7 protein-coding genes are annotated in these 13,694 nt (G+C 44.7%); 2 read left to right on the forward strand and 5 right to left on the reverse strand.

Going from position 1 to position 13,694, the window contains the following annotated elements:
• Positions 1–15: 15 nt before the first annotated feature.
• Positions 16–1,698 (reverse strand): TonB-dependent receptor, encoded by a 1,683-nt coding sequence (locus ACYVE4_RS22940; RefSeq protein ID WP_461042587.1) that lies wholly within the window; start codon positions 1,696–1,698, stop codon positions 16–18.
• A gap of 83 nt (positions 1,699–1,781) precedes the next feature.
• Positions 1,782–4,823 carry a tetratricopeptide repeat protein gene (locus ACYVE4_RS22945; RefSeq protein WP_461042588.1) on the reverse strand — a complete coding sequence of 1,014 codons (3,042 nt, stop codon included), beginning with the start codon at positions 4,821–4,823 and terminating at the stop codon, positions 1,782–1,784.
• A 228-nt stretch (positions 4,824–5,051) separates the two neighbouring features.
• On the opposite strand from ACYVE4_RS22945, the gene ACYVE4_RS22950 reads away from it, so the two are divergent.
• Positions 5,052–6,908 (forward strand): M61 family metallopeptidase, encoded by a 1,857-nt coding sequence (locus ACYVE4_RS22950; protein ID WP_461042589.1) that lies wholly within the window; start codon positions 5,052–5,054, stop codon positions 6,906–6,908.
• Between the two features lie 109 nt (positions 6,909–7,017).
• Here ACYVE4_RS22950 and ACYVE4_RS22955 read toward each other — a convergent pair whose 3' ends face one another.
• From ACYVE4_RS22955 to ACYVE4_RS22965, 3 genes are all read right to left on the reverse strand, one after another.
• Positions 7,018–7,584 carry a dihydrofolate reductase family protein gene (locus tag ACYVE4_RS22955; protein WP_461042590.1) on the reverse strand — a complete coding sequence of 189 codons (567 nt, stop codon included), beginning with the start codon at positions 7,582–7,584 and terminating at the stop codon, positions 7,018–7,020.
• A gap of 79 nt (positions 7,585–7,663) precedes the next feature.
• The gene (locus tag ACYVE4_RS22960) at positions 7,664–8,362 is read right to left on the reverse strand and encodes an SIR2 family NAD-dependent protein deacylase (protein ID WP_461042591.1); all 699 of its coding nucleotides are present in this window, start codon (positions 8,360–8,362) and stop codon (positions 7,664–7,666) included.
• 92 nt (positions 8,363–8,454) lie between these two features.
• Positions 8,455–10,752 (reverse strand): glycoside hydrolase family 20 protein, encoded by a 2,298-nt coding sequence (locus ACYVE4_RS22965; RefSeq protein WP_461042592.1) that lies wholly within the window; start codon positions 10,750–10,752, stop codon positions 8,455–8,457.
• Between the two features lie 465 nt (positions 10,753–11,217).
• Between ACYVE4_RS22965 and ACYVE4_RS22970 the strand changes: the two genes are divergently transcribed.
• On the forward strand, positions 11,218–13,662 hold the full coding sequence (locus tag ACYVE4_RS22970) for a PQQ-dependent sugar dehydrogenase (RefSeq protein WP_461042593.1): 2,445 nt from the start codon (positions 11,218–11,220) through the stop codon (positions 13,660–13,662).
• Positions 13,663–13,694 lie beyond the last annotated feature (32 nt).

The following is a 13,694-nucleotide window of genomic DNA, read 5'->3' on the forward strand; positions in this document are numbered from 1 at the left end:
GATTGTGGTGGTGAATTAGAACGAATAACTGATTCCTCCGAGAAAGTTAATTCCTTGTGATTGATAATACAAATACCGTTGATAGTTCTGCCCGAATATATTATTCAGTGACACAAAGGCGGAAAGTTGTTTCCCTAAGAAATAGTCAATTTTTACGTTCGCGTCATAAATTGGTTTTAAGGTGTATGTCAAGCCTGATACAAAATTTTTATTCTTTATTCCCTCATAAAAATATAAATCGGCGGTAATGAATAGCTTTTTATCCAGAATATAGGAGTTTGTCCAGGTAGCCGTGGTTCGCGGGCGCCCCCAGGCTGCTTCGAGCCGATCGAGCCCGTAATTGAAAAAATCCACTTTTAAAGTAGATCGAAATTTCTCTTTTTGCGCATAAGCGAGTTGCCCCGACACCGTCAACACGTTTGATAAGCCGCCGTCGTACAACACAAAGAATTTCGTTGTATCTGGTGCTGTGTTGTTAAAGGTTGAGAAGTTGCGATAGCGGGCGTAGGATACCTTGCCTTCGTACGAAAATCCCCCACCTATCGCTCCTTTTGATCCGGCATAAAAATCAATCGATTTGACGGTGTTAGCCAGAACCACCTGAGGAGCAAGCCACTTATTTTCTGTGAGTAACGATCGGAGTGTATTTCGGTTAATATCACCATCAACACCCGCAAATAGGTGAATATTGCCTACCGGAACCACATCTAAATCAATTACCGGAAATGCTCTGGTTTCGTTAATGTTCTGCCGCTGGTCGGTTTGGTTTGCGACATTGATTCCGGCTGTTACTGTGAACAGCGAGGAGGTATATTTGAAGGTTGGTTTTACCCGAAATAGATTCCGATTATCAACGATATTTCCATCAGAACGTTGGGTTAGATACGCATCAGCAGAAACTAGCGCGAAGAAGTTATCGGAAATTCCCAGCGAAGCATTAAAATTTGTCCCCCAATCCGTTTCAGAGGCATTAAATCGGTCGCTTAAAGATGTAATTCCCGTACGTAGTGAATAGTCAATTGCGTTTTCCGATTTCGCGTTTTCAATCCCAAGCTTAAAATTGATCGTATTGAGTCGCTGCTTGATCAGGTCAGGATTGAATGTTGAAAGCTCAGCATATTGGCGACTGTAACCGTAAAAGTTATAGGCATTTCGGTCGAACCCCAGATCGGCCTGAAGCTTGAAGGCATCAGCCAGATACTTACCGGTCACTCGTACACGCGTATCGCTTTGAGACGAATTTTTCCCATCAACAGGTCCAATTCCCGATGATAAATGCCTGACAGATGCTTCCAAAGCAAGATTCGACAGGTTGTTGATACCAACAAATCCTTCACCTAAAAACGAGCTATAATTACCAGCTCCTACCTTTACATAGTTGCTATAAGCAGGGGTATCGTCGGTTGATGTCGTGGCCGGAGACAAGACATTGGTGTTAATTCGAGGATCGCCAACAGTCAATTTACGATCTTCAAACTCATAGGTCATTTTACGTTGATCAGCCGATGGTTTGATAGAGGGTATCTTGTTGAAAATCCGATTTGCAGGAGGTAATTCTATTTTTCGACTTTTTTCGACCGTAATTTCCTGATTATCCACTTCGCCTTCTTTAACAGGACGAGTTGGTTTCGGCTGCTGCGCGTAAAGCGTAGTCGTCAGTAAAAGGAAATTAAACGTGACTATTGGGCGAATTGTCATTGAGACTGTGTGATTTGCGACTCACAAAAGGATATCCTACTAAAATCGTGCCGTTGTGGCATTGTAGGGCATACTTTGTAAAATCAGTTTTTATTTTCAAGGGTAGTTAATTTCTGTTTCGCTTCGGCAACGATGGTCTCCTCAGACGAATTTTCGATGATGGAGTTTAATACGGCTTTGGCCTGAGCAGGTTCATCGAGCGCAACGTTGTTATCGGCAACGAGAATAAATGCTTTCCCTTTCCAGTATTCAAAATCACCGAATTGCTCATTGAATTTCAGCAGCGCCGAAATGGATTCCTTATACTTTTTCTGCTTATTCAAAATCAACCCGAGGTGATATTGTGCCTCTGCACCATTGACATCCTTAGCAAGAGCAATAGTTTTTTCGAAATCAGCTTGAGCCGTTTTATAATCGCCTTTGCCAAAGGCAACTTTGCCTAACATCAATTGAGCCCGGTTCTGTGCACTTGCTACAATATTCCCGGCCGCTAGAACTTCGCGCGCCATAGCAGAGGCTGAATCAGGTTTGGGATACGCAAAATACGTATCCATCATGCCGAGTTGGGCCGTAACCTGTTCGGCCCGGTTCGTGGATTTGGCTATAATGATCTGGTAATTTCGGAGGGCGCGAGGATAGTTCTTCTGCTTGGCTTCTAAATCAGCCGCTCGTGTGGCCGCCCGAACGAGATAAGCTGAGCGATTGTCGGTAACAATCATGTTGTAATATTGAAGCGCGTTGCCAATATCATCCGTCAAACGATACGATTCGGCTAAATAATAGCGGGCTTCATTCGTGTTCGGGCTGGCCGGATATTCCTGCATAAACGTGAGCAGGGATTGAATGGCCTGCGCGTATTTTGCACTTGCGTAGATATTCTTGGCATTCTCAAACTGTACCCGCTCAACATCAGAACTGCCTGGATTCCCTTTTTTATATTGACCCAGCACCTGCGAAAATTCTTCCGGACGACCAGCATCATTCAGTGTGTTCTGAATACCAAGTAGGGCACTTTGAGCCTGTTCCGAATCGCCATACTTATCCAGAATGCGTTTGTAATCTGCAATGGACAGATCGTATTGCTGCATGTTTCCGTAAGTGATAGCACGTTTTAGCAACGCTGTTGGGATGAGCGAACTACTAGGCTTGTCCTGAATCAACTTACTATAACCCTGAACAGCTGCCTGGTAGGCCCCCCGTTCGAAATCAACATTAGCTCGCTGAAGCAAAGATTCATCTACAAAACGCGAATTTGGAAATTGACGCTGTACCTGATCGAACTGCGCCTTTGCTTCAGCATCGCGTCCTACATAACTCAGAATCACCGCTTTTTGATAAGCCGCATAATCTTTATCGGCTGCGTTTTGTGCAATGGCCTGATCGTAATAGCGCATCGCATTTTCATACTGTTTTCCGGCAAAATACGTGTCGGCCAGGCGGATAGTGGCGTCCGTAACCTGGTCTTTATTGTCCGGATCGCCCCCGCGACTTACAAAATCACGGAAGTAGGGTTGGGCACGGGAGAATTCTTTTTTATTGTAATACGCATAACCAAGACCATACAAACTTCGGGTGGCATAGCTGGAGTTCGATTTTGAAACGCTGGCGTAAATCGGGATGGCCGTATCATATTGTTTGCCCGCTGAATACGATTCTGCTTTCCAGAATTGTGCGGCTTGCTGTAATTCGTTGTCAACCGGGAATTTCAACGACTTATCCAGATTGGCAACGGCCTGCGGATATCGTTCAGCGTTGAAATCATTCACACCCTGATTATAGGTCAGACGCTGGTAGGTTGCGTTAATTTTTGGGGATCGGCGTTTCAATCCCTCGATATAGGCAATCGCAGCGGGATAATTATTGGAAGCTGAATAGGCCTCGCCAACCAGTTCATTGGCTTCGTTTTCAAACTTGCTGCCGGCATATTGCTTCAGGAAAGCCGTTAACTCCTTCACCGCATCGGCGCCATTGTTCTGATCTAGTTGCAGTTTAGCATGGGTAAATTTGGCTTCTTCCTGGATGTCTTTATTGAACGACAAACGACCAGCCTGATCGAAAGCACTTAGCGCATACGCTGGATTCTGCGTTTGTAAATAGCTGACACCAAGGGTATAAGCTGCATATTGGGCAGTGGTGTCTTTCCCACTCGCCAGGGTTTTTAACTGAGTAATCGCATCTGCGTAGGCTCCCGTACGGAAAAGCGATTGACCATATCGAAACTTAACCGCATTCGGTGCTTTAGCTCCGGCCGCATTAATGTACTGTTTATAATATGGAATCGCTCTGGCAAACTGATTCTGTTGATAAAATACTTCTGCCGTAAACAGAGCTACATCACTAAGTGCTGCTCCATTGGTCCGCCGAAGCAATGGTTCGGTATACGCCAACAATTCATCGTAACGACGCTGGCGGTAAAGTGCCTGAGCGATCCAGTTAGGTACCTGATTCTGGTACGTTGGATCTTTCTCAATGCGTCGGAAATCGGCAACGGCTTCGTTAAAGTTGCGGTTGCGGAAGTTGATGACACCAGCGTAATAGGAAGCTGCGGGGGCATCGGCAAAACCGGGGTCATTTTTGACCTCATTCAGCAATGGCAACGCATGTTGTAGATCCTGCGTACTGTAATAGGAGATGGCTAGTTTGTACTTGTAGCCAGTTTGCTGAGCTGCACTACCGCCCTGAGCGACAGCCTTTTCCAAAAAATCAATGGCTTTGGCGTAATCCTGACGATTGTAATAATAAGTCCCTAAATCGCCATATAGTTGGCCCGCTTTCGGATGTTCGCTATGATTTTTAACAAATCGATCCACCAGCAATTCGGCCCCAGGTTCATCAATATAGAGGCTGGTCAGTGCGATATAATATTCAGCTTCGACGGCGTTTTGGTCACCCGTGTTGAGCAACGTTTGCGAGCCATCGCCACGGCGGGGTTCAAGGTATTGCCGGAACTCGTAGCGAGCAGCCGCGTAATTGGCTTTTTCGAACAGTTCAAGACCGTTTCGATAATGGTAATCGGGTTCTGCATGGCTCTGAGTTCGCTGTGCCGATGCCGACAGCATAGAAAATAGCCCAACGATCAGCAAATAAATGAGTCGATGATTCAATTGGGTGGTTGTATGGGGCATATATAAAATAGAGGTTAATATGGGGTTATGGTGTCCAATTTATGATGAGCTGACGCAGCCATCCTTTCGATGGTGACTCACTATAAACCTTATACTGTTAACCGTAAACCATATACCATAAACTTCAAAATTAAGGAACGTTGTTTCTGAATTGCGTCGTAGTTTTGTCAGAAATTGACAAATATCAGGTCTATTCTGGACAAAAAACGAAGGTATTCTTCTTTCCGTATGAAAAAAAACGCCCGGCTTCTGTATTTACTTACTGTCTGGACATTTTTTATCCCATTCTCATCAACAGCAACGAGCTTATCACCCGATGACGAAACCCCTCCGGCACCCTCTCCAGCGGTGACATACGTGCTGTCGATGCCGGAACCTCAGACGCACTATTTTGAGGTGGAAATGCAGCTAAAAAACGTAGCTACAGCCACAAATGCCAGGAAAAATAATTACATCGATATCAAAATGCCCGTCTGGACTCCGGGTTCGTATCTGATTCGGGAGTATGCCAAAAATGTAGAAGCGTTTACGGCTTCGGTTGATGGTAAAACGGTTCCGAGTGAAAAAATACGTAAAAATGCCTGGCGGGTTAGTACAAATAGCGATAATCTGACGATTAAGTATCGGGTCTATGCCAATGAACTAACCGTTCGAACAAACTTTGTTGATGCCGATCATGGTTACGTAACGCCCGCGGGTATGTTTATGTACCACGATGCCTTGAAAAACATACCATTGCGCGTTGTTGTGCAGCCCTACAAAGATTGGAAAGCGGTTTCGACTGGACTTGAGCCGGTAGATGGGCAAAAGTTTACCTACGAAGCATCGGATTTTGATATACTGGTCGATTCTCCCATTGAGATTGGTAATCAGAAAACCTATGAATTTACGGCATCGAATATTCCCCATACGGTTGCCATGTTTGGGGAAGTCGACTACGATGCAAAGCGATTAATGGATGATTACAAGCGTGTTTGCGAAACGGCTGCGACTGTTGTTGGTGAGCATCCCTGCAAGCACTATACGTTTATCGTCCACCACATTCCGCCGGGTGGGGGAGGATTGGAACACCTAAACTCAACAACGCTCGAAACTACACGATTTGCTTATTCTACCGAGGCCAATTACAAACGGTTTCTGTCGTTAGTCGCGCACGAATATTTTCACCTCTGGAACGTGAAGCGTATCCGGCCTATTGCACTAGGGCCGTTTGATTACGAGAACGAAAATTATACGCACATGCTCTGGTTGTCAGAGGGTTGTACGTCGTTCTATCAGGAATATATTTTACGTAGAGCCGGATTCCACTCGCCAGACGCTTATTTGGCACTTGTAGCCAGTAGTATTACCGAGATTGAAAATCAGCCTGGGACGCGGGTACAGCCCGTGTCAGAATCAAGCTGGGATGCGTGGATTAAAGGGTACCGACCCAACGAAAATTCAGCCAACACAACAATCTCGTATTATAGTAAAGGGAGTGTATTAGGATCGTTGTTGAATCTGGCCATTCTGGCAGGTAGCAACGGCGAACGCAACATGGACGATTTGCTGCGGTATCTGTATGCCGAATATTATAAAAAGCAAAAACGAGGGTTTACGGATGAAGAGTTTCGTCGGGCAGCCGAACAAACAGCCGGTCGCAAACTCGATGCTTTTTTTACAACCGCAGTAAATACGGCTGATCCGATTGATTATAATTCGTATTTCGAGCCGGTAGGCCTACGATTAGTCAATGTAGCTGCGAAAGCGCAGGATGGTTTCTTAGGCGCTGCAGTTACGTTTGCCAACGGAAAATCGACCATTTCGGGCGTTCGTCGCGGATCAGCTGCTTACGTTGGTGGATTAAACGTTGGCGACGAAGTGATTTCGGTTGATGGCGTTCGCATTGGTGATGACCTGCTTCGACTGGTTGGTGGTCGTCGGGTAGGAGATAAAATAACCGTGCTAGTCAATCGGGCGGGGCTACTTCGGGAAATACCCATTTCGCTTTCTCAGAATCCACTGGTGAGTTATCGATTAGAACCTTTATCTAATCAGACCGATGCTCAGAAAGCGCTCTATAACAAGTGGTTATATATTAAATAGTGCGACTATTTTTTGTCATTCTGACGCCAGGAAGGATCTTAACTTATCCTCACTGTATTATTGGGAAACGGTGAGATCCTTCCTGGCGTCAGGATGACAAAAAGGTAAATTACGTTCGCTCGTATTGCAGGCAAATAACCCCAGAGGAGAACGTATGACTATCGACAAGTCGTAAGCCTATTCTGTCCTGAGCCTGCTTAAACACAGGCATTCCTTCGCCGAGGATAACTGGATTCACATTCAGCCAATAAGCGTCAATCAGATTTTCGGCCATTAGTGAGTGAGCGGCTGTAGGACTACCAAAAATTATAATGTCTTTTTCGGATTGCTGTTTGTAAGCACTTAATTGTTCAGCCAAATTATCGCTCAGAACCGTTGTATTGGTAAAATCGTCAGCATTTAAGGATTTCGACAAAACAAGCTTATGCGCTTTTTTGTACCAGGCCGAGTGGTTAATGTCGTGCTTCGAAGCATCTGGTTCGTCGGCAGCGGTGGGCCAGTAACTTTCCATCATTTGATAAGTAACGCGTCCGTATAGAGCCGTGTCGGTTGCGTAAATCTTGGATTCTCCATAATCAAAAATTTCATCGTCCACGTGAATCCAGTCCATCTCACCAGCGGGGCCAGCGACAAAGCCGTCCAGTGATGTGTGCATAAACAATACCAGCTTTCCCATATTTGTTGTCTTTTGTGGTAAGGGTGCAATAAATCATTCAGGATTAATCGAAAAGTAAAACCAGGTTGTTGAACTTGATCTATACTTGTTCCAGCAATTGTTCAGTTAACTGCGTCAGACCAATCGTCGCGGGTTCAACGATGAACGAGACATTTGCCCGTTTATGCATGTCGGGTATAGTTGGATCGACTACATAAATTGGAACTCCATCCCGAACCGAATACACTAGTCCTGCTGCCGGATACACATTCAGCGATGTACCAACGACAATCAGTATATCAGCTTCGAACGTAATGTCAAGTGCAACATCCATCATCGGAACGGCTTCGCCAAACCAGACGATATGAGGCCGTAATTGCGACCCTTTTTCGCAGAGATCACCAGCCTTGATTTCCCAACCCTCAATCTCATACACCAATGACTCATCAACCGTTGAGCGGGATTTAAATAACTCGCCATGTAAATGAACCACTTTCGAAGAGCCTGCTTTTTCGTGCAGATTATCGACATTCTGCGTAATAATCGTAACGTCGTATTTCTCCTCTAATTTCACCAGCGCCAGGTGCCCGGCGTTAGGCAGAACGCTAAGGGCCTGTTTACGCCGTTGATTATAAAAATCCTGCACCAGTATCGGATTTCGTTTCCAGGCCTCAGGCGTAGCGACATCTTCGATCCGATGATTCTCCCAAAGACCATCAGAGGCCCGAAACGTCGGAATGCCACTTTCGGCACTTATGCCCGCTCCCGAGAGTACGACAATTTTTTTGCGTGTTTCCATGTCTATTTTGTTTGGCATTGGGCAGAGGGGTAAGGGCGTAGAGTAAAAAATAAATTGCGCAGCATCCCATGCCCTTATCCCTCTGCCCAATGCTATTCCACCACAATTTCGTCTGTAGAGAACCAGGTTTTTTGTCCGGCATCGGGATGCCCCTCTGGACATACACCAACGTTTTTAGCCCGAACGCGAACGTAGCGGGCCCGCGCTGTTTTGAAGTCAGCCACCACAGGTAAAATATCCCATGGTCCGTTTAAATCATATTTTACGGGTTGAGCAATCGCTTCTTTAAAATCCTTTCCGTCTTTAGAAATCGCAATTTCGACCGCTGTGGGCGGGAAATTCTTCTCTAAAATAACCTTCAGAAAATTCAACGATACTTTCGTAACGCTCGTAACATCACCAAGATCAAGAGTAATGTCCATATCGCCGAAAAAATTAGCCCATTGTCTTCGGTCGCGGGGAGATTCACCGCGGATACCATCAGTTAGTTTTTTCGATGTTTCATCACTCTTGTTCTCCAGCGGAATGGCGTAAGTGTAGGATTTATTCTTGCCTTTATGGAGCGTAAATGTCTGGGTTAGTTGTCCACCAGTAGGTACCCCACCAGCTCGGGTCATGGCTCGCACGGTTGCTGTTTTCGTGAGCGTAAATGGGCCAATATATTCTGTGCTCTTTTCGCTGGGTTCTTTGCCATTGATCGTATAAAAAATCTGACTATCCGAATCCAGCTTAGTCAACTTGACCTGAAGCTGGCCCTGATCATTTGGTTGGGTACTGGTTGAAATGTCGAATAATCGCTTCGCGTAATTCACATTAGCGAGTTTCGGCAGATGATTTTTTAGGCGCATCGCAAAATCCTCGAAGTTGTGGGTGCCGGGCTGCATCCAGCCAATTTCGGCCAAGGCAATTGCCCTCGGGAATGCCATGTACTCCACTGATTCAGGTGTGGGCATATATTCCGTCCAGATGTTCCCCTGAACGCCCAGAATGTATTTCTGCTGATCCGGTGTAAGTTCGGAAGGCATTGGTTCATAAGCATATACCTGATCGATCGGTAAGTAGCCTCCGATTGCTAATGGCTCAGTAGCAGGGTTACCTTGATAATAATCCAGATAGCAAGTGCCAGTAGGTGTCATGATGACATTATGTTTTTGCTTTGCCGCTTCAACACCGCCAGCTGTTCCACGCCAGCTCATTACGGTGGCATTGGGAGCTAAACCACCTTCCAGAATCTCATCCCATCCAATAATAGCTTTGCCTTTCGTATTCAGGAATTTCTCAATGCGCTGGATAAAATAACTTTGTAACCCATGTTCGTCTTTCAGGTTGTTTTTCTTGATCAAATCCTGGCAAAACGCGCTCTTCTTCCAGGCCGTTTTCGGGCACTCGTCACCCCCGATATGAATGTATTTTCCAGGAAAAAGGGTTGTCACTTCGGCCAGCACGTCCTGTAAAAAACTAAACGTCTTTTCTGAAGGACAGTAAACATCGTCCGAAACACCCCATTTCGTAAATACCTTATAACCTTTAGCCGGATCACAGCCTAATTCAGGATAAGCGGCCAGAGCTGCTTGTGCATGCCCTGGCATTTCAATTTCAGGGATAATTGTTACAAATCGGCTCTGTGCATACCGAACCACATCCCGAATTTCTTCCTGCGTATAGAAGCCACCGTGGGGAGTTCCATCAAATTGTTGTGGATAATTCTGAAAATATTGTCCGACGATGGATTCGGCCCGTTTGCTGCCAATCTGAGTTAGTTTGGGGTATTTTTTGATTTCGATGCGCCAACCCTGATCATCGGTTAAGTGCCAGTGAAACGTATTTTGCTTGTGCATCGCCATCAAATCAATGAATTTCTTGACAAACGGAACGGGCATAAAATGTCGACACACATCGAGCATTAAGCCCCGATGACTAAAACGGGGTTTGTCCGTAATAGCGCAAGCTGGCATGGAGAGTTGAGTGCTTTGCCCAGTTGGTAAAAGTTGACGCATAGTTTGTGTCGCATAATACAACCCTTTCGGAGTGGACGCTTCTGCCAACACGCGACCGGGCGTTACAGTCATTTTGTACCCTTCTTCACCAAGCGCTAATTTCTTATTCAGCGAAAGGAAGATATGGGCACCTTTTGTTAGAGTTGGACTGCTTGGGGAAACAGCCAATACCAGTCCGTTGACTGCTTTTACTTGGCTGGCAAACGTTTGCGCCACTGACCGAACTGACGCATCAGTAGCAGGCGAGATAACAAGTTTGGTAGTAGCCGTTAGGGGAAACTGACCATTTTGTCCTGAAAATCGGGCAGGAAACGGAATGAGATTGTATTGATTATCAGTTTGGGCAAAAGCGGAATAGGCAAGAAAGAAAAAGAAAAACAAGTACTGTTTCATGCGATCAGCGATGTAGCGATAGTTTCTTGCAAAATAACGATGATTTTTTTGGGGCGTTGTAAAAACTATTGGAAGGGATACATGACAGAACAGGTTTCCTCCCAATGCATGCGCAATCATAAGCTCAGTTGGCCTCTTAAACAGGTAAGAATGACTGGCTTACGATGTCGTTTTCATCGATGAATTTGTCAACTACTTTAAATCCTTATATAGGAAATTTGTAAACTAATATTTACTTATAATGGCGAATAATAAATTTATTATGTAAGATTTTTACTATAAATTATAATTAATCAAATTTTTGCTTCATAAAGCTTGAGTGACTTTGGTTTAATTTTTGCGTCAGAGTCATTCGAATTATCCAATCTATTTTGAACAGCTGAACGGTGTCTAATTTAATAATAGTTTTTCGCTGAATATATTCTGGGGAGGATTCAGGATCAGTAGCGATGCTAAACAGTATTTATGGATTTGGTGAATAAAAATTTACAAAAGTTTTGGATTGGGTTGGTTGTTTATTTAGGAGTACTCTCTCATCAGTTAGCCTATTCACAGTATGAAGTTTATCCTTCTGGATTTAGCCAGGTAATGGTAACGAATGGTCTGGCCTATCCAACAGCTATGGCTTTTGCGCCTGACGGTCGAATTTTTGTTACAGAACAAGCTGGAAATGTGCGTATTATTAAAAATGGTGCTTTATTGCCTACTTCCTTTGTCCAGGTAACTACATATTCATCGGCAGAAGCTGGATTGGTCGGTATTGTTTTAGATCCTGATTTTGCCATTAATAAGTACGTTTACCTGTATTATACGGTGAGGGATGGCTACATACGTAATCGAATCAGTCGATTTACTGCAAATGGAGATGTCGCGGTGGCAGGAAGTGAAGTGATAATCCTTGAACTGGATCAACTCAATTTTGCAGAGCAACATAATGGAGGTGGGATGGCTTTTGGACCGGATAATAAACTATATGTTAGTGTTGGAGATAGCCATTATTCTGTGAATGCACAGAATTTAGATACGTATAAGGGAAAGATATTGCGTATCAATTCAGATGGAAGTATTCCGATTGGAAATCCTTTTTCAACGGGGTCGGCCCAGAAGAAACGAATTTGGGCGTATGGATTACGCAACCCGTATTCATTATATATCCAAAAAGCGACTGGACGAATTTTTGTGAATGATGTGGGAGAAGGAGGTTGGGAAGAAATAAATGAAGCTACGACTGCTGGGCTAAACTTTGGGTGGCCTAATGTAGAGGGCACAAGTTCAAATCCAGCCTATGCCAACCCCGTATTTGCTTATCCACATACAGATGCTCGATGTGCCATTACCGGTGGAGTGCTGTTTAGTCCTGAAACAACTACCTATCCAGCCAATTTCTACGGTACTTATTTCTATCAGGACTTCTGTACTAGTGCCATTAATATATTTAATCCCTCCAGTACACCTATTACGCCAGTGCCATTTGGTTTTAGTTTACCAGGTCAGCCTATTCGATTGTCTGAAGGAATTGATGGGAATTTATATTTTATGAGCCGTGATAATGGTGCGTTGTACAAGATCATTTACACTACCAACACGGCACCCGTTATTACGAGTCAACCCAAAAACACAACAATTTCTCAGGGGCAATCGGGGCGCTTGACGGTATCTGTTTCAGGGGCACCACCATTCACGTATCAGTGGCAAAAAAATGGGGTAAATATTAGTGGGGCTACTTCATTTAGCTACACCTTCGCTAACGCTATGCCGGCCGATAGTGGATTTTATCGTGTTGTTATTAAAAATACAGCGGATAGCGTTGTTAGTGATTCGGCTTTTGTTACCATCTCTGCACCCAATGCATTGCCTATTCCAACAATTAATTTACCAACTGACCATACGATTTACCGGGCTGGGGATGTAATCTCGTTTTCGGGGTCCGCTGTTGACCCTGAAGATGGCCCCATACCGGAAGATCTCTTCGTCTGGACGGTAGAGTTTCACCATAATACGCACCACCACGATGGACCTCCCATCGCAACCGGTAAAGCAAGCGGGCAATACACGATTCCTAATCAGGGAGAGACAGCATCAGATGTCTATTACCGACTCATTTTAACCGTAACCGATTCAAAAGGAGCAACGGGTTCTACTTCAGTTGATATTATTCCGAAATTAGTTTCCGTCAACCTGAAAACAACCCCATCTGGCCTTTCGCTTCGTCTGGATGGTCAACCGGTTTCAACACCATTATCAAGAACGTTTGTTTCTGGTCTACTAGTTGATTTAAGTGCCCCGGCATCACAGACCGCCAATAACGCTGTGTATGATTTTGATCATTGGTTACCTCTGCCTGTAACTAACGATCTTATTACAATACCTGATAGTAATACGACTTATACGGCTGTTTATAGAGTACGCCCATGTGACGTTCCAAACAGTTTAAAGACAACTGCCATTACAGACTCCTCAGCGGTTTTATCCTGGTCACATAGTACAGGCACCGACAGTACACGCTATACGATCCGTTGGCGATCGGTTGATTCAACGGCATGGGTAACTGTCGATAGCCTTGTCGCGATTAGTGGCCTAGGCTCATACACGTTAACCCATTTGACGAATCTGGCTCGTTATGAATGGCAGATAAAAAGTAATTGCTCCGCCACAAATAGTTCGTCTTTTACAAACTCTACATTATTTCATGCGGCAACTGTTTGCGCAAATCAATACACCCTAAAGACTGGCTCCTGGGCAGATCCCACCGTATGGTCTTGCAATCGAATCCCTGTGGGTACCGATGCTGTTCATTTAAAGCACATAGTGACAGTCCCCACAAACTATACGGCTTATGCCAGGAGTATTGTATATGATCCGGCAATTAAGGTGTTATGGTCAATAGGGGGGCAACTGCGCTTAGAATAAGGAGGATGTTATTACAAAAAGGTCCCGCTACT

The organism is Spirosoma harenae, assembly GCF_054776975.1.

Bases quoted from the DNA above. Each gene is read 5' to 3' on its own strand.
- ACYVE4_RS22970 (WP_461042593.1), top strand. From the start codon at position 11,218: ATGGATTTGGTGAATAAAAATTTACAAAAGTTTTGGATTGGGTTGGTT.
- ACYVE4_RS22950 (WP_461042589.1), top strand. From the start codon at position 5,052: ATGAAAAAAAACGCCCGGCTTCTGTATTTACTTACTGTCTGGACATTT.
- ACYVE4_RS22955 (WP_461042590.1), bottom strand. From the start codon at position 7,584: ATGGGAAAGCTGGTATTGTTTATGCACACATCACTGGACGGCTTTGTC.
- ACYVE4_RS22960 (WP_461042591.1), bottom strand. From the start codon at position 8,362: ATGGAAACACGCAAAAAAATTGTCGTACTCTCGGGAGCGGGCATAAGT.
- ACYVE4_RS22965 (WP_461042592.1), bottom strand. From the start codon at position 10,752: ATGAAACAGTACTTGTTTTTCTTTTTCTTTCTTGCCTATTCCGCTTTT.
- ACYVE4_RS22940 (WP_461042587.1), bottom strand. From the start codon at position 1,698: ATGACAATTCGCCCAATAGTCACGTTTAATTTCCTTTTACTGACGACT.
- ACYVE4_RS22945 (WP_461042588.1), bottom strand. From the start codon at position 4,823: ATGCCCCATACAACCACCCAATTGAATCATCGACTCATTTATTTGCTG.